The sequence below is a fragment of the Streptomyces sp. S.PB5 genome (assembly GCF_030403745.1).
In the GTDB taxonomy this organism is placed as follows: Bacteria; Actinomycetota; Actinomycetes; order Streptomycetales; family Streptomycetaceae; genus Streptomyces.
Genome location: NZ_JAQMWP010000045.1, coordinates 1 through 16,613 on the forward strand (window position 1 = coordinate 1; position 16,613 = coordinate 16,613).

Annotated in this window: 13 protein-coding genes and 8 pseudogenes; 8 read left to right on the plus strand and 13 right to left on the minus strand. The window is 65.9% G+C overall.

Annotation, left to right across the window (positions count from 1 at the left end):
- The first annotated feature begins 715 nt into the window (after window positions 1-715).
- Window positions 716-1,588: a trypsin-like serine protease gene (locus PH203_RS49005; protein WP_289929409.1), complete on the plus strand. Its 873-nt coding sequence runs from the start codon at window positions 716-718 to the stop codon at window positions 1,586-1,588.
- Window positions 1,589-1,980: 392 nt separating this feature from the next.
- Here PH203_RS49005 and PH203_RS49010 read toward each other — a convergent pair whose 3' ends face one another.
- From PH203_RS49010 to PH203_RS49035, 6 genes and pseudogenes are all read right to left on the minus strand, one after another.
- Window positions 1,981-2,313, minus strand: a complete 333-nt coding sequence (locus PH203_RS49010) for an integrase core domain-containing protein (protein ID WP_289929410.1) — start codon at window positions 2,311-2,313, stop codon at window positions 1,981-1,983.
- Window positions 2,303-2,482 (minus strand): annotated as a pseudogene (locus PH203_RS49015) (IS30 family transposase); the annotation flags it as partial. The gene PH203_RS49010 and the pseudogene PH203_RS49015, both read right to left, overlap by 11 nt.
- Window positions 2,483-2,574: 92 nt before the next feature.
- On the minus strand, window positions 2,575-3,585 hold the full coding sequence (locus tag PH203_RS49020) for an IS110 family transposase (protein ID WP_289929411.1): 1,011 nt from the start codon (window positions 3,583-3,585) through the stop codon (window positions 2,575-2,577).
- A gap of 250 nt (window positions 3,586-3,835) precedes the next feature.
- A pseudogene (locus PH203_RS49025) lies at window positions 3,836-4,302 on the minus strand (IS30 family transposase); the annotation flags it as partial.
- Window positions 4,303-4,358: 56 nt separating this feature from the next.
- A pseudogene (locus PH203_RS49030) lies at window positions 4,359-5,114 on the minus strand (transposase); the annotation flags it as partial.
- Between the two features lie 234 nt (window positions 5,115-5,348).
- Window positions 5,349-5,501: pseudogene (locus PH203_RS49035) on the minus strand (IS256 family transposase); the annotation flags it as partial.
- Between the two features lie 266 nt (window positions 5,502-5,767).
- Here PH203_RS49035 and PH203_RS49040 point away from each other — a divergent pair.
- A pseudogene (locus PH203_RS49040) lies at window positions 5,768-6,416 on the plus strand (transposase family protein); the annotation flags it as partial.
- 21 nt (window positions 6,417-6,437) lie between these two features.
- On the opposite strand, the gene PH203_RS49045 reads toward PH203_RS49040, so the two are convergent.
- Window positions 6,438-7,346: a TIGR03619 family F420-dependent LLM class oxidoreductase gene (locus tag PH203_RS49045; protein WP_289929413.1), complete on the minus strand. Its 909-nt coding sequence runs from the start codon at window positions 7,344-7,346 to the stop codon at window positions 6,438-6,440.
- Between the two features lie 158 nt (window positions 7,347-7,504).
- Window positions 7,505-8,164, minus strand: a complete 660-nt coding sequence (locus tag PH203_RS49050) for a hemerythrin domain-containing protein (RefSeq protein ID WP_289929414.1) — start codon at window positions 8,162-8,164, stop codon at window positions 7,505-7,507.
- Between the two features lie 392 nt (window positions 8,165-8,556).
- Here PH203_RS49050 and PH203_RS49055 point away from each other — a divergent pair, with 392 nt between their 5' ends.
- From PH203_RS49055 to PH203_RS49070, 3 genes and pseudogenes are all read left to right on the plus strand, one after another.
- Entirely contained in the window at window positions 8,557-8,688 is a 132-nt protein-coding gene (locus PH203_RS49055) for a hypothetical protein (protein WP_289929415.1), read from the plus strand.
- A gap of 807 nt (window positions 8,689-9,495) precedes the next feature.
- Window positions 9,496-10,504: pseudogene (locus PH203_RS49060) on the plus strand (IS3 family transposase); the annotation flags it as partial.
- A gap of 678 nt (window positions 10,505-11,182) precedes the next feature.
- Window positions 11,183-11,932, plus strand: coding sequence for an SDR family oxidoreductase (locus PH203_RS49070; RefSeq protein WP_289929416.1), 750 nt, complete (start codon window positions 11,183-11,185; stop codon window positions 11,930-11,932).
- A gap of 40 nt (window positions 11,933-11,972) precedes the next feature.
- Here PH203_RS49070 and PH203_RS49075 read toward each other — a convergent pair whose 3' ends face one another.
- The 4 genes and pseudogenes from PH203_RS49075 to PH203_RS49090 all read right to left on the minus strand — a co-directional run bounded on the left by PH203_RS49075 (window position 11,973) and on the right by PH203_RS49090 (window position 13,475).
- Complete coding sequence (locus PH203_RS49075; protein ID WP_289929417.1) at window positions 11,973-12,623, minus strand: hypothetical protein; 651 nt, start codon at window positions 12,621-12,623, stop codon at window positions 11,973-11,975.
- Window positions 12,624-12,777: 154 nt separating this feature from the next.
- Complete coding sequence (locus PH203_RS49080; protein ID WP_289929418.1) at window positions 12,778-13,122, minus strand: hypothetical protein; 345 nt, start codon at window positions 13,120-13,122, stop codon at window positions 12,778-12,780.
- A gap of 56 nt (window positions 13,123-13,178) precedes the next feature.
- Window positions 13,179-13,295 (minus strand): annotated as a pseudogene (locus PH203_RS49085) (S8 family serine peptidase); the annotation flags it as partial.
- A 21-nt stretch (window positions 13,296-13,316) separates the two neighbouring features.
- On the minus strand, window positions 13,317-13,475 hold the full coding sequence (locus tag PH203_RS49090; RefSeq protein ID WP_289929419.1) for a hypothetical protein: 159 nt from the start codon (window positions 13,473-13,475) through the stop codon (window positions 13,317-13,319).
- Window positions 13,476-13,969: 494 nt separating this feature from the next.
- On the opposite strand from PH203_RS49090, the gene PH203_RS49095 reads away from it, so the two are divergent.
- A complete protein-coding gene (locus PH203_RS49095; protein WP_289929421.1) occupies window positions 13,970-14,122 on the plus strand; it encodes a hypothetical protein in 153 nt (50 codons plus the stop codon).
- Window positions 14,123-14,363: 241 nt separating this feature from the next.
- On the opposite strand, the pseudogene PH203_RS49100 reads toward PH203_RS49095, so the two are convergent.
- Window positions 14,364-14,480 (minus strand): annotated as a pseudogene (locus PH203_RS49100) (IS5/IS1182 family transposase); the annotation flags it as partial.
- A gap of 338 nt (window positions 14,481-14,818) precedes the next feature.
- Between PH203_RS49100 and wrbA the strand changes: the two are divergent.
- Both wrbA and PH203_RS49110 read left to right on the plus strand, forming a co-directional pair.
- Window positions 14,819-15,430 (plus strand): NAD(P)H:quinone oxidoreductase, encoded by a 612-nt coding sequence (gene wrbA, locus PH203_RS49105; RefSeq protein WP_289929422.1) that lies wholly within the window; start codon window positions 14,819-14,821, stop codon window positions 15,428-15,430.
- Window positions 15,431-15,515: 85 nt separating this feature from the next.
- Window positions 15,516-16,175, plus strand: a complete 660-nt coding sequence (locus tag PH203_RS49110) for a hemerythrin domain-containing protein (protein ID WP_289929423.1) — start codon at window positions 15,516-15,518, stop codon at window positions 16,173-16,175.
- Window positions 16,176-16,613 lie beyond the last annotated feature (438 nt).

The window sequence follows — 16,613 nt, forward strand, 5'->3', positions numbered from 1 at the left end:
AAAAACGTCCGCTCTAACGTGCACGTCAGAGCAGCCTTGAGATGCATTCATCCCCGGCGTGAACGCCGGGGCTTTCTGCAAGAAACCCGGTAAGGGCCGTGCGCTCCTGCTCGACCTCGTCGACCCCGCGGAGGTCCGCGACGCCGCAGCCGCGTAGACGGGTCGGGACGGGTCAACACCGTCACCGCCCGCACGGACCGGGTGGACGTCGACGCGTTGCTCATCCAGCCCGACGGCTGGCTCGCCCGGGCCTTGCCCACCGGGTAGGACCTCGAAGCCACCACGCTGGTGCGTGCGCTGGGCACATGCTTCACCTACTGAACTTGAACTCGTGATGCCGGTCGGCTCCTGGCGTCGTACAGATCGCAGACCGCTGGACGCTCGCCGTTCGGGATCAAGAGCGTGGCTCCAGCCAGTGACATGCTGAGGCCAGTGTCACCTCGATGTCGTCGCGCCATGAACAGACTTCCAGCCACGACAGGTAGCCGCCCTGCGCGAAGACCAGAGAGCACGCTGCTGCTGCGTGGCTGGTCGAAGTCGGTTTGCCCTCAGGGTGTTCGGCCGCAGCGCGCGACGAGCTGCCCCCATAGCCCGTACATAGGGAAAACCCTGGAAAGGCGGGCGTGCTCTTGTCGCTGCCGCCTTCAGAGCGCTTCACTGGCGCTGCTGCTCCCCCCACAGGAGAACACCCGTCCCGTCAGTAGAAGGGTTTCTCTTGACCGCCCTACGCACCTCCGCCGTCACCGCTGCGGCCTGTGCCGCCGTGCTCGCCACCGCGCTGCCGTCCTCGGCCATCAACTCGTACAACGCGACACCCGCACCCGAGCGCACCGAGGTCGGCACGCTCGTCGCGACCTGGGACAACGACGGCGACCCCGCGACACCCGACCGGGTCGACTGGGTCTGCTCCGGCACCATGATCGACGCGGACACGTTCCTGACCGCCGCGCACTGCACCACCGATTGGCCCGACAACGTGAAGTTCTACGTGTCCCTGGACCAGGACGTGCAGGCCGGCCTCGACGCCGCCGCGAAGAAGTACCCCGGCGATCCGGCCGCGCAGGCAGGTACCGTAGCCGTGCAGGGCACCGCGCACAGCCATCCCGACTACCCCGGGTCCGCGTCCGACACGCACGACATCTCGGTGATCGAGCTGCCCACGACCAAGGTCAAGGCCCGCTGGACCTTCACCCCGGCCATGCTGCCCACCGCCAACCAGCTCGGCGCGCTCGGCCCACAGTCGCTGAACTCCACCGACTGGTTCGTCGCCGGATACGGCACCCAGGAGGCCCAGCGCGGCCCCGGCGGCCAGACCCACCCCGGCGGCGGTATCCGGATGAAGGCGCCTGTCACCTTCAATGCCCTCAACGACGCGTGGGTCCGCCTGGCGATGACCGAACCCCAGGGCAACGGCGGCGCCTGCTACGGCGACTCCGGCGGCCCCAACTTCGCCGTGATCGGCGGCCGTAACGTACTCGCGGCCACCACGATCACCGGCGACGGCCCGTGCTACGCGACGAACGTGTCGTACCGCCTGGACACCCCGGGCGCCCGCGCCTTCCTGGCGCCGTTCGTCAAGCTGCCGTAGCCCCCTGCCGGGCAGAGCCCGCCACCTCCGCAGCGCCTTACCGCGCTGCCGGGCCCGCCGCCGACCACGGCTCGGACGAGACGTGGTCGACGGCGGGCTGATGTCGGGCGGTGACGGTGCAGTTCGGCGGGCTGGGCTGCGAGCGCTGTTTTGCTGCCTGCCGTGTCGAGTTGACTCAGCCGGCTGCGATGGAGCTGAGACAGACGGGCGGCCCCTTGACCAGGGCGCGAGGCGTGGGGCCGCCCATGCCCTGCCAGTCCTGTCACTACTGAGGTTGAACTCTTGACGCTCTCTCTCCTGAAGGAGGGAGATTCTTACGGCTCGCGTCGTGAGACTTCCTGCTTCGTCGCCGATTGCCCGCCCGGTGAACCGCCCCGGGTTCGGTAGAGATCTCAGGTTGTGGTTGTGACCTGGGGTTTCGTGAGTTCGGTGTAGTAGGTGGCTTCGTACTCGACTGGTGGGACGTGGCCTATCTCACCGTGGAGTCTGCGGTGGTTGTACCAGTCAACATATTCAGCGGTGGCGAGTTCGACCTCGGGCAGCGTCTTCCAGGGCCGCCGGGGTGTGATCAGCTCGGTCTTGAACAGACCGATCGTGCTCTCCATCAGGGCATTGTCGTAGGCGTCGCCGACTGATCCGAGCGAGGCGGCGATGCCGATAGCGTCCAGGTGCTCGGCGAGCCGGAAACTCGTGTATTGACTGGATCCAACCGGTCGTTGCAACACCAGTCTGTTGGAGCAACAGTAGCTGCTCGTTGAACGCTTCGGCCGGCGTCTTCCAGCCGAGCGTCTTGCGGGGTCTGCTGTTGAGAGTGTGGGCGACGGCCGCAATTTCCTCGGCGGACCATCGTGAGAGATCGGTGCCCTTCGGAAAGTACTGGCGAAGGAGCCCGTTGACGCTTCTATGTCAAGCGGCGAGCTGGTGTTGGGTGATGTGGTGCTGCCAGGTAGCTCGGTCTTGGGTCATGGCGCGGTGGATGACGTCGATCAGGTGACGTTTGAGGATGCGCCGGGCTCCGCCAGGTGACGTTTGAGGATGCGCCGGGCTCCGCGGGCTCCTTTGGTCGGCTCGTGGCGGGCCAGGAGTGCTCGTGCGCCCGGGTGGAATCGCTGCTGGACGATGGACGTCGTGTAGAGCACGCTGTTGAGCCGCCGGTTGCCGCCTCGGTGCAGCCGGTAGCGTTCCTTGTCGGAGGAGTAGACCGGGATCGGTGCGGTCCCGGTGTAGCGGGCGAGCTTCGCTGAGCTGGTGAAACGGGTGATGTCACCGATTTCGGCGAGGAGGACTGCTGCGGAGACGGGGCTGATCCCTGTGATCTCCAGGAGCGCGGGTGCCAGTGGGGTGACCAGTTCCCGGATCGTGGTTTGGAGTCCGCGGACACGTTTGTTCAGCCCGTCTATCTCCGTGATCATCTCGATCAGCACCCGGCGGACGTGATCGCTCATGTCCGCGGTGTCCACCGGCGCCGTCAGCGAGGTCATGCCGGGCCGGCGGGTGAGGTCGTCCGGAGTGTGGTCGAGCCAGAGGTGCGTGTATGTCTTGATCTGGTTGATCACCATGGTGCGGCGCCGGACGAGGTCGGCCCGTGAGTCGACCAGAACGCGCAGCTCGCGCACACGGTCATCGATGCGGTGACGGTCCAGTCCGGGGGTGGCGATCGCGGCGTGTGCGACCGCGGCCGCGTCGACGGGGTCAGACTTCGAACCGGTGGCGGCGTGCAGTTTGCGGTGAGCGGACATCAGCCGGGTGGGGACCCAGACCACCTCGTGGCCGGTCAGCAGCAGGCCGTCGGCCAGGCGGCGGGCGAAGCCGCGGCCGTCCTCGATGGCCCAGGTGACCGGGGTGCCGTCGGCGATCGTGCGGATCCACTTGAGCAGGACGCCGATCAAGTTCGCGTCGTTCTTGACGGCCAACGGCCTGGTCAGCCGCCTGCCGTCAGCATCGACGGCCACTGCGACGTGGACGTGCTTGTGCGGGTCGATCCCCACTGTCACCATCGAGTTGTCCTCTTGTCTGCTGTCACGGATGACGGGACAGACGCGAGGGCCCTGGTCAGGGGACAGACCTATTGCGAGTTGACGGCTCAGCAGGCTTCTATCAAGTCACTCCCGGGCCAGGGCCCTCGCCCTGTGGACCGCCGTGGACATCTCAACGGAAAGCCTTTCGGCACGTGTTCTCCGAGTCACCCGACGATCCCGCCGAACCTCTCCCGTCGAAGAAGTCCGGCCCGCCAAGGCTGCACCAATAGGTGTTCTCGTTCGTGCCACGCTGCCATGGACTGTGAGGATCGGCGAAGAATACGGGACTACCGGTCTCGACTTTGAATTGCGCGTGCGCCGACATCTCCTTGCCTCGATCCCATGTCAGCGACCGTGCCAGCTGCTCGGGCAGCGTCGACATCGTATTGGCGAGTGCGTTCTTCATCGTGATCGCCCCGTAACCAGCCAGTGCAGGACCGTTCTTGACCGTGTGTTTGTGCCGGTAGCCTTCCTCACGCGGCAGGTGAACCAGCATCGTGAATCGAGTTGACCGCTCGACGACCGTGCCGATCGCGGAACGCTCCAGCCCGATGATCAAGTCCCCTTCCCAGTGGCCGGGAACGGCACGGTCCTCGACCTCGGCGGACCGCTCGCTGAGCAACGCTTCGGGCGTCACGTGCGCCCAGGCCTTTCGACGCGAACGAGCACGCCAGGGGCGCGCAGCGCGCGGCCCGTGGAATGGGCGCGGCCGCGCACAGATGCGCGAAGGACGCCTCGGACCTCAGCCGCCCGGGGTTGTCACCAGCCGTGATCAGGAGCTGTCCGGCGGTTTCGGGACCGAAACCCGGCAAGGCGACCAACTGCGGTGCGGCCCTCATCACCAGGGGCTTCAGCTCAGCGTCCGCATCGGCGATCTCCTGGCTGAGCGCCCGGTGACGGCGGGCGAGACGCCGCAGAGCTGTCCTGACGGCGCAGGCCGGCTCCGCCAGATCGCCGGCGGGGCGGGAGCGGGCCAGGTGGTCGATCAGCTCCACCACGGGCAATCCCCGGAACTGCTCGCGGACTTCGGCAGGCGCGGTGACAACCAGGGTGCGGATCTGGTTGATGGTCTGGGTGCGGGCCTTGACGGCTGAGCTGCGGGCTACCCGCAGGGCGCGGATGGCCTCGGCGATGCCGTTGCGGGACTTCGGCGTCCCCTTTGCGCGGCCCGAGAGCACGGCCGTTGCTGCGGCGTAGGCGTCGACAGGGTCGGACTTGCCGTTGTCTCTACGAGCTTTGCGGTCCGGCCGGTCGACCTCCACGACGGTGATGCCGCTCGCTGACAGGAACCGGGCCAGCTCGGCTCCGTAGGCGCCGGTCCCCTCGACGCCGACGGTCAGGACCTCGCCGTGAGAGCGCAGCCAGTCCAATAGCTGCTGGTAGCCAGCAGGGCTGGTGGGGAACGGCTTCGTGGCCAGGTGACGGCCAACCGTGTCGTTGACCGCGGCCTGGTGGGTGTCGGTGTGGGTGTCGATCCCGCCGATGACGGCTATCTCATCTGCTGCCATGCTGCTGTCTGCTGTCCTTCCGTACGACACGTGAGAGGCGGCACGCGCGCCGGTCAGGCAGAGGGACAAGACAGTGATGGGACCTTTGGCCGGGCTCCTATGAAGCCACAGACGCTCGACCGGCCGCGCGCAGCAACACCACTTGGAAGATCGACAATTCCAAGCAAGGACAACCCAAGTGCCGGTCAGCTGCTGGGGCAGACCTCCAAGCGGTGCCGCGGGCTACATCATCACTGTCAGCTGCTGCAGCAGCCCACCCTGCCCGGTCAACTGCAAGCCCTCCGACCGGGCCCGTTCCACCAGCATCGCGACCAGTTGCTCATCCGACACGGGCGCAGGCTGCCCGGACGGGGCACTCTCCACAGGTTCCACGGTCTCCAACTCCACGGCGGTGTCAGTCACTTGACGTCTCTCCCATGATCGTCGGATCCGCCGTTAGATTTACACTCCCGTTCGACACTCGACCACAAATTGGTCGAGATCGACATGGTGGCTGTCCTGCGTCCATCGTGATCTCCTCAAGGCATCTTGCTGGGAGGCCTGACAGATCAGGAGTTCCCGAGCCGCACATCATCTGTAGGGCTACTGCGGCGGCCACTCGCGACATGTCAGGCGGGTGTGGATGCCGGACCATGTCTGGCCGCCGTTCGTGGCAGCTCCCGCCGCACCAGCCTACCCTGGTCGCCCTGGTGTACCTGCGCAAGCACGAGCCCCTGACGCAGATCGTCGCCGCCTTCGGGAACTCGGTCGGTACCGCACACTCCTCCACCACCGCAGTCGTCGGCCTGCTCACCGAGCGCGCTCCGGGATTGTCGAAGGTCCTGCGTGAGACCGACCCCGAGTACGTCCTGCTCGACGGAACCCTCGCGGAGTGCGACCGAGTCGGCGACAGCTGGGCCGACAGCTCCGCCAAGCACCGCTGGCACGGGCTGAACCTGCAACTGGTCACCGACCCTGCCGGCCAGCTGCTGTGGATCTCGCCCGCGCTGCCCGCACTCACCCACGACCTGACGGCTGCCTCCAGCCCAAAACCATCCGGATCTGTGAACGCCAGGGAATCCCGATCCTGGCCGACTGCGCCTACATCGGCGCGGGGCCGTGGGTGACCACGCCACGAAGGCGCCCGCCCAAAGGCGAGCTGCCCCCTGCGCAGCGGACCCTCAACCGGGCGATGTCCCGGGCCCGGGCAGCGGTCGAGCGTGCCCCAGCCCGGTTCAAGAGATGCCGGATCCTCCGCAAGGAACAGTGCAGTCCGAATCGAATGACTCAATCGCGACAGCCATCCTTACCCTGGAACAGCAACACGGAGAAGCTCAGTGCGTCCTAGCCGCGCTCGATATAACTCATCGTTTCCATGACCAGATCCAGCAAAGCATCCATATTCGGCAGGGACATGGACTCCACCATGAAATGCTCGATCCCGGTGCGCGCGGACAGAGATTTGATCGCGTCCACCATCTGCGGCACTGACGTCCCTTCGGCAATGTTGACGCGCATGATCGTGTCTATTTCGCTGGGATCGCGTCCGGCCTCAGTTGCGAAGTTGTCGATGACAGCACGCTGGGCCAGGACACCCTCAGCATCCACGAAGTAGGGCACGACGCAAGCGGGCATCCAACCGTCGGCGCGCTCTCCAACCCGCTTCAATGCGATCCGCGCGCCCGTTGGTGCACCAATATAGAAAGGCGGGCGAGGCTTTTGTACCGGCTTGAGGGGCGCGTACTGCAACGGTATCTCGATGTGGCTGCCGTGATACTCGACTGGATCGGTGGTCCACAGGAGTTCCATCGCGTCCAGCATCTCATTCATTCGAGCTCCACGCTTCGTGAACTCCACGTTCGCAGCTTCGAATTCCTCAGGCGCCCACCCGACACCGAAGCCGGGTATCAGACGCCCCTTGCTGATCAAGTCGATCGTCGTCAGGCTCCGGGCCAACTGCACAGGAGCATAGATCGGCCCGATCAGCACATGCGCGCCCAGGGTGACCCGCTCCGTCGCCGCAGCTGCGACGCCTAGCAGGACAAAGGGATCCGCAGCAGTCCGGTACTCGACCGGAACAGTGGTGTCCCCTGGTCCACCCACTCCGATCTTGGGATTGACCGCGACGAAATTTCGGTCTCCCACCCACAGACTGGCTGCTCCGGCCTTCTCCGCCTCGCGGGCGAACTCTGCTGTCCTGTCGACCTGGTGAGCTACATTATTCAGGTACGGAAGTGCAAATCCGATCTCCATGCGTTTTTCCTCCTCAAGGTCCGAGCGGTGTGCACGCAAACCCGCAGGACACGTTCGGGTCACCGCCTGACGGACACGATCCTTTTACTGATCAACCGCAATCGCACAACACTTACTCAGCAGCTCGATGCTTTTCAGGGTCATGCACCACGAATAGGTCAACAGCCCACTCGGGGTGGAGTCGGCGTCCCGTGGACTCGCTTTGCATGAGAGGCATAGAGTCGGGGGGCCAGCCGAGGCATGAGCAATCGTGCCGGAAGGGGAGCATGAACCAAGACCGCCTTCACAACCTCGGGATCGCCTTCATACATCACCATTCCGAAAGTGAGAGGCAGTGTCCTTTTGGGACTATTGGCCAGACCGTGCTGACCCATGCGGTCCCACTCCGCCGCGGTGACGTACTTGGCTGCAAGCGGGAGGATCTCCTTCTCCTCCGTCGCCATGTGTTCCAGGAGCACAGCGAGAAGTTGATCCAGCGCTTCTGCCAGTTCCTCTCCGCCAGTGGCCTCGGCACGCCATCCCGGAAGCAAGGCCATCGCGGCCGCGTGAGCCTGCTCGATGGCATGGTGCTGCTCCTCCATCGTCGGGACGATCACCGCTGCCTCCTCTCCCCCACGCTCGGCAAGCAGCGGCCACAGCACCAGGTCCTCACCCTCGTGATGCAGATGCAGAATTTGACACAGCAGTTCGGCATGACTGCCGACGAGCTCGGCTCGTTGTACAGAACCCTCAGGGACGTCCCGCACCAACTGTGGCAACAGTCGGAATTCTCTACGCATCATGGTATGAGCCATGTACATGTCACGCACATCAGCCATACGCTCACCGGTTGCTGGCATCACAGAACTTCCTGTCGGTTGAAATGTCGCGCCCGACCTGATGCGCAGGCCGTCTAGCGCCAGGTTGCACGGAGTCCACCCTCGGACCTGCCTGCTGGCGGCGGCGCCGACTCACTTATCAACGCCCGCCAGCGCGGAGAGGCTGGCCCGAACGAGGGGGGTCGGGCCGGGCCAGCCGTCCCCACCATCACACATATGTGCCCGAGCAAGCAACTTCCCAGATGGCGATACGGCTAGGTCACTTCTGATGGCTCTTCGTTGGGTGGATCTCGTGGTTGGCCGGGCAGCAGCCTTGCATGGTGCGGCGACACGAACTGACGGATGCGCAGTGGCAGAGGTGAGCTGCCTTCGAGTGGATCAGCAGGACTCCCTTGCCGCTGGGCGCCACCGCCCTCACGCTCGGCCACAACGGTCTGATCACGTGGATGGCCTCGACCTGGGACAGCGCCCTGTGGTCGGACGAGGCCATCGGCCAGACACAGGCGGCCACGATCCTCGGCTGATCAACCCCTCATCCGGCAGCCGCAGCCGGCCAGCGATGCCTGGGGTGAGCATCGGCTCGTCTTCGTCGACTGCCCCTGTTCACGTTCAGGCTACCGACCGCCTGGGCGTGATCGCGGGAAACCGAGGCCGTCGACGGCTGCGGGACCCGGGTTTGGTGATCCGCGCCGGACACAAGGGGCACTCGTGGCATGCTGACGCACACCACGAGTGAGCAGAACACCGTCAAGGGTGTGGTCCTCGCGAACATGGCCGTCGGGAGGCTGTTCTGCAGGTCACTGCTTGGCAGCGCGCGTGCTCGCCACGCGTGGTGCGCCCGTGGATCAACCCTCACGCACCTACCACGATCGCAGCTCCAGCAGCGGCGAAGGCGACACCGCCGCTGCCGACGCTGCAGAGGCCACAGCAGGCGCAACACCCCCTGCAGCGTCGATCGGTACACTGACGGGTCGACTCGCGAAGTCCCCTTCGACCTGCTGCACTTGAAGGACTTCGACGAGTCGGACCCGTGGCGCCGGGTCCGTTCGGTACACGGCATGGCGCACTACTCCCATGATCAAGCGACGCCGTCCGCAGCCGGGAGTGCTTCCTGGACCCGCGTACGAGACGCCGTCTTCCACCAGATCATCGAACGTGGCTGGCACAACGAGCGGCAGGCGTTCGTACAGCACTACGAGGCCGACGTCAGGGACTGCTGGTGGGTGACACCTGATCTGGCTCGCCGAGAGGCGGGCTGGGAGGATGTCGCAATGCCCAAGGAGAACGCAGAGTCGGGCCCGACCGCTGCCGCCGGTTCCGCCAGGAGCGAGTCAGTGGAGCTGGCCGAGGCCCGCAAGCCGATCCGGCTGCTGGAGCAGGAAAACGAGGTCCTGCGGCGCGCTGCCGCCTATTTGTCGCAGGCGAACCTGCTGGCAAAATGATGTACCCGCTCGTCCGCGAGCTGGCCGCCCCCGGTGCCCTTGTGGGGGGGGTGCCGGTGGCGGTGACGTGCCGGGTGCTCGGGCTGACCCGCCAGCCCTACTACCGGTGGCTGAAGTGTCCAGTCACCGACGCCGAGTTGGCGAGGCATATCGGGCCAATTCGTTGTTCGACGTGCACCGCGACGACCCTGAGTTCGGCCACCGCTTCCTCGTCGATGAGGCCCGCGCGGCCGGCGAGGCGATGGCCGAGCGGACCGCCTGGCGGATCTGCCGCGACAATGGCTGGTGGAGCACTTTCGGCAAGCGAAGAGGTCGCGGCAAGAGAGCGAAGACCGGTCCGCCGGTCCACGACGACAAGGTGCGCCGGAACGTCACCGCGGATGCCCCGAACCGGCTGTGGCTGACCGATATCACCGAGTACCCCACCGGCGAAGGGCAAGCTCTATCTCTGTGCCGTCAAGGACGTGTTTCTCGGGCCGGATCGTGGGCTACTCCATCGACTCCAGGATGAAGTCCCGCCAGGCGGTGGTAGCGCTGCAGTCCGCCGTCGCCCGCCGCGGCCAGGTGTACGGGTGCATCGTGCATTCGGATCGCGGATCGCGGATCGCAGTTTCGGTCCCGGAAATTCTTCTCGGCCCTGACCCGAGCCGGCCTGGTCGGCTCGATGGGCCGGGTCGGTGCGGCCGGTGACAACGCGGCCATCGAGAACTTCTTCGCGCTGCTGCAGAAGAACGTCCTCGACCGTCGGAGTTGGGCCACCCACCAGGAGTTGCGGATCGCGATCGTGCCCTGGATCGAACGCACCTACCACCGTCGGCGCAGGCAGAGACGTCTGGCCAGATTGACCCCCGTCGAGTACGAGACCATCATGACCCCACCCGCAGCACTCGCTGCATAAACCCCGCTGTCACCTGATCACGCAGCAGTCCCCCTGGGTGCCACAACCCTACGAATGGCTGGGACGACCCACGAAGGAACGTAGAGAACAACGAAGGGATCGCCCTCCCCCGCCTCTACCTCCCGAAGGCGAACACGTCTGCCAGTTGATCCCCAACACCACAGCAAGGGACACGAACCGAGTGCACCGCTGCACAACGGCTGGCCCACTGTCATCCAACTGCCCTCTTACACAACCGACTTGAACCCAGCGGAAGGCGTCTGCTCACTGTTACGGTCCATTCGCCAATGTGGCCTTCACCGACGACGACCACCTTGAACGCACTCTCCGCCGGGGCCTGCGCCACATTCAGCTTCGCCCTAATCTGATCGACGGCTTCCCTGCAGGCACAGGACTCCCCCACACCCACCAGCCGTCAACAACCCGAATAGATCAGTAAGCCCGAGGGAGCAAGCCGGTCGGTGATCGCGACACGACATCGACCGTCATCTCCACACCGCCGCCGTTGCCGTGGCTCACTCCGCGTGACCGGACAGGCTAAATTTCTGACTAATCTTGCCTGCACACGCACAAGATGTTTTTATTGCTTGCGCACGCAGCTACTGGAAGCCTTCGGGGCTCGGGCAAAGCTTGCCGAAACACGAGACGGGGATTTGCAGAAAGCAAGGAGTAGTAAACATGTCAGTTCCGCAGACGCACACCGGTCGGGTCGCCGTTGTCACCGGTGCCGGGCGTGGTATCGGCCAGGCCATCGCCGTGGAGCTCGCGGCGCGCGGTGCGACGGTCGTCGCCGTGGATCTCGCCGCACCCAACGAGACTGTCGCGATGATCGAGGAGAAGGGGCGGTCGGTTGTCGGTCTGACGGCTGACGTGTCGAGCCCGGAGCAGACTGCGGCCGTGGGCAAGGAGGTCGCCGAGCGGTTCGGGCGGGCGGACATCCTGGTCAACAACGCCGGCATCTTCCCGTTCCGTGACATCGAGGAGCTGGACTACAAGACCTGGCGGCGCGTCCTGGCCGTCAACCTGGACTCGCAGTTCCTCATGGTCAAGGCCGTCCTGCCGACCATGAAGCAGGGCGGCTGGGGTCGCATCGTCAACCTGACGTCCAACTCCATCGTCACCAACGCCCCCGGCCTGTCGCACTACATGGCGAGCAAGATGGGCAACATCGGCTTCAGTCGGGGCCTGGCCAACGACCTCGCCTCGTTCGGCATCACCGTCAACGCCGTCGGCCCCACGCTGACCATCACGCCCGGCGTCATCAACGGCCACCCGCAGGAAGCTCTGGTGGCGGCCGCGCAGGCCCAGGCCATCAAGCGCAACGGTCTACCCGAGGACCTGACCGGCACCATCGCCTTCCTCACCAGCGACGACGCCGCCTTCGTCACCGGCCAGACCATCATGGCCGATGGCGGATACGCCCGCTGAGCCTCACGGAGCATCGTCACGCCCGCCTGCGCCGCCCTCGTCAACCCGGGCAGCGCAGGCGGGCGTGCAGCACGAACGCGGGTGTCGTGGCCGGAAGGCCATGGCCGCAACCATGCCCCGGCCCCGCAGAGGATTCGGGCGGCTCGACCGAAGAGCGCTCCCGGCGATCGAACGGGCAGCCTCCTGCCGAGCTCGGTTCGGCCCAGGCGGGAGGCCGTGCCGTACTCGAGCAGATACGCCTTGAACGAGGCTTGGGCCGAGATCGGGCCGCTGTCTGATGGCGAGGTGGTAGTCGGCCCGAAAGGTGTAGGCCGGCCCCTCCGTTGAGGGAGGAAAGGTTCGTGCTGTCATCGTCGGGCACATCCCACACGGTGTTGACCAGATAGGTGAACTTCGAGTCCTTGTGCAGCGCTGTCGGATTCGCGTAAAGCCCCTGCACGCGGGTGCCGCCGACCGTGTTGTACATGACGGCGGTGACCAGTTGATCGCCCGGTCCAATCGTGCCGAACTCGGCATGCAGAATTCGAGCTGTGCGATCGGGCGGTGACAGCATCGCTATCTTTGCGTCGATCGTGACCTTCTGGGTGGCGCGTGCGTCGACCTTCGGGACACCGACCACGGTGCCCTCGGTCAAGTCGGCGGTGAAGAAGAATCCGCTCACCGAGTAGGTGTCGTTGGGCAACCGCAGCACGGCGCTGTCCTGGCCCTCAGCTGCCGCTCGTACCACTTGCCGTCGGCCGAACTGACCAGCAGACAGGCGTTGTACGGCGCTCCATCGGCTCGGCCCGGCAGAGTGAGCTGCAGTTCATGGGAAGGCTGCTCGACATCGGCGCCGAACGGGGCGCTCACTGACACGCTGTTGTCGTGGTGGCGCTGACGTCACCACTGAAGGGCTTGTGGACATCTGTCGCCTCGGGAGGGACGGTGAAGCTGACGGCAGCCATGCGGTGCGCGGGAACCGTGACAGAGTCGGCGCCGAGACGGAACAGACCCGGTGGCGCCGGGGAGTTGCCCGCCTGGTGGCTGGCGTTGTGCTTCAGGCGGAATGTGACCGACCCACTGCCTTTGTTGCCATGGGCGATGCTCCTGGTCACGGGCGGTCGCTCACCATCGGCCCAGCGGATCAGCCCGAAGTCGACATCGGTCGGTTCGGCGGTGGCCCGCTGGTCGACGGCCCGGGCGATGTCCACACGTCCGGTGCCCTGGCAGGAGGCACTGCGTTCGTAGCCCCCGGTCGTGGACTGCATCAGCCGCGCTTGACCATTCCCGGCGTCCGGTCGGGGTGCTGCTGGAACAGGATGGCTGCGGCTGCCGTCACGTGGGGTGCGGCCATCGACGTACGGCTCATCTCGATGTAGCCGTCCTTACCGGTGGTGCCGCCAGCTCATGCAGCGACGACCCCAACATCTGGATCCATCAGGTCGGGTTTGAGCCCGCCTTCGCCTGCACGTGGACCGATCGCAGTGAGTACGGCGAGCTCGTCGTCGACCTGAGTCGCGCCGACAGCCAGTGCCAGCTCGTCTCCCAGGCTGACATTGATCACCTTCGCGCCGTGCCGTGCGGCCCAGGCCAGCCTTCGACGACCGCTGAGTGCGCGCAGGCGTCGTCGGCCGAGCAGACTTTGCCCGAAGGAGTGCGTGCGCCCGGCGCGACACCCTTGTATGGATCGCCGGAAGCCGCGCCCGAACCCGCCACGGTCGAGGTCACATGGGTACCATGCCCCACCAAGTCGTCGGTGGTCGGCTCGCTGGTGAAGTTCGCGGAGGTGGCGACGAGACCGTCGAGGTCCGGGGTGGTGGGGATCCACTCCTGTGTCCAGCACCGCGACCTTGACGCCGCCACCCTTGAAGCCCTTCGCCTACGCCCGCCGGGCACCGATGAGCGGTACGGCGCAGGAACGGGCGCGGGCGCGCCGTCATCAGGTCGAGCGCAGGACGGCCACCATGTGGATCTCCACCAGTTTGCGATCCAGCGTCGGGCCGACGGTGGTCCGCGCCGGGTGCGGCTGCCTCAGGGTCTGCTCGTGGACTTCGTTGTATGCCTCGTGGTTGGCAGGTGCTGCGGAACCTGCACACACTGCTTGCCTCCCAGGGCCTCGACTTCTCCGACGTCATCAAGGTCACGGCGCACCTCGCGAACCTGTACCGCAATGCCGTACCCCGGCCGCTGCACCGGCAATACGGCACATGAGGAGGCCCAGTGAAGGGCGTCAGCGCGCCAGCACCTGACCCAGCACTCGCCGCAGTTCGTCAGCGGGGTCCTCGACGATAGCGGGCGCCCGCCTGGCGATGCAGCGGCCAGGTCGCACGAGGACGGCGCCGACGTCACGTCGCGTCGATCAATGAGCTTCAATCCTCCGTAGATCCCGCTGCAGCCCCAACCGCATGACGTCGACGCCAAAGCCGTCCTCACTCTGGAGCGGCAACGCTGAGGGGACGCCCTGGCGCTCGCAGATGCGGATGATCTGGTGGGTGCGAGCCGTGGTCAGGTTGTGAGCCCGGCCCGGCAACGCAGGTGACAGCCACAGCAGCCGGCCGTCCGGATCGGTCTCCTGCCGAGGCGTACGGCAGCCCCACCATCCATCTATTTGCTTGCGTAGGCACACATACTTGAGTTAGCCTCGACGCAGATGCCTGGAGATTTCGCCGCCGGATCGACCGACGTGAGAGCCCCGCAGTCGTTCAACGCGACGACGGCCACTCTTTCACCAGGACCGATGGGAGCGAACCCCTCCCGGCCCATCGGGGTGGGCTCAGCACTGAATCAACATCCGCTGTGCCAGCGCCTCAGCGAAGCAGGCAGCAGGCTCCCACCTGCTCGTAGCCCACGCGGCGCATGCTTCGAAACACCTGCACCACACGCCGATATCAGCAAGGAGCTAGGAAAATGACACGAGTCGCCATCGTCTACTACTCGGCCACCGGATCCGTACGAAGCCTCGCGCAGGCCATCGCCGAAGGCGCAGAGAAGGAGGGGGCCGAGGTCCGCTTGCGCCGCGTGGCAGAGCTGGCACCTGAAGCCGCTATCAACAGCAACCCCGTGTGGGCCGAGAATCACCGCTCCTCTCAGGACACCCCCGAGGCGTCCCTCGAGGACCTCGACTGGGCGGACGCCGCGCTGTTCGGCTCCCCCACGCGGTTCGGTCTGCCCGCCTCGCAGCTGAAGCAGTTCCTCGACCAGACCGGTGGCCTCTGGGCACAGGGCAAGCTCGCCAACAAGGTCTATGCCTCCTTCACGTCCGCGGCCAACGCCCACGGTGGTCAGGAGAGCACCATCCTCGCGATGAACAACACCTTCTACCACTGGGGCGGCCTGATCGCCTCCCCCGGCTACACCGACCCGCTGCTCTTCGCGGCCGGCGGCAATCCCTACGGCCCGTCGCACCCGTCCAACAACGGAGCCGACCTGCCCGACGCCAACCGCCTCGACGCAGCCCGCTACCTCGGCGGCCGGGTGGCCCGCATCGCTGCGGCGCTGAAGCCCGGTGGCTCTCTCTGACCAACAAGATCGTCCCAGGGCGGCCGCTGCCACAGCGGCCGCCTGACAACAAGCGAGGTTCCACGTGACACGGTCGAACGAGACCATGGCGGACGTTAGAGACATGTACATGGCGCACACGATGCTGCGCCGCGAATTTCGTCTGCTCCCCCAAGTGGTGCGGGAAGTGACACCAGGTGACGTGCAACGTGCCGAGGCAGTCGCCGCCCACACCGACCACCTCTGTTTCGTGCTGCACCTGCACCACGAAGGAGAGGACCTGCTGCTCTGGCCGCTTCTCCTCGACCGTGCGGGGACCGATGCCGCAGCGATCGTCCCGACGATGAAGGAGCAGCACAGCGCCATCGACCGGAGTTACCACGAGGTGACTGAACTCTTGCCGCTTTGGAGGAAGACGGCGCACGACGGTGAACAACTCGCCGTGGCCATCGAGCGACTGCTGCCCGCGCTGGTCGAACACCTGGCACTCGAGGAGCACATGATTCTGCCTCTCGCTCAGCGCCATGCCACCGCGGCCGAATGGAAGCAGCTCGGCGAACATGGGATGGCCCAGACTCCGCAGGACGTTCTGCCGCTTGCGCTGGGCATGGCGATGTACGAAGCCGACCCCGACGTGGTCGCCGCCTTGCTCGCCGACATTCCCGAACCTCATCGCGTCGCGCTGACCGAGGCCTCTGAGCATGCCTACGCCACCCACGCCGAGCGCATCCACGGCACCCGGACCCCTCCGCGTGTGGGGACCTGAGAGTCACCGAGTCACTCGGGGCGAGTCAGCGTCGCCTCGCCCCGAGTTCTGGACTCGGCAGTCGTCGGGCGGTCTCCTCGGCCTTCACATCGTCCGGGCGGGCAAGGGCAGGCCACAGGGGTCGCCCTCCGCTTCAGAGCACCGTTCCTTTGAAGGACAGCCGCGCGCGCATATCTCGACACCGGCCGTGTCGAGCTGGAGCTGTCGTCTGCCTCCTTCCCAAGCGTGAAGGGCCGGTCCGGGGCTCAAGCCTCACGGTTGCGTCCAGGGAAGCGGTGTATGGGTTCGACCTGATCCGGGGGCTTGCTCCGGCGTCGGGATGATGCCCGCATAGATGAACGGCCACTATTAGGGCTTGGTCATCTTCACTCGTGCATGCGTGTCTCATGCTGCGTGAGTGTCGTTGGAAATGGTGTGACACCTGAGGAGATGGCCTCG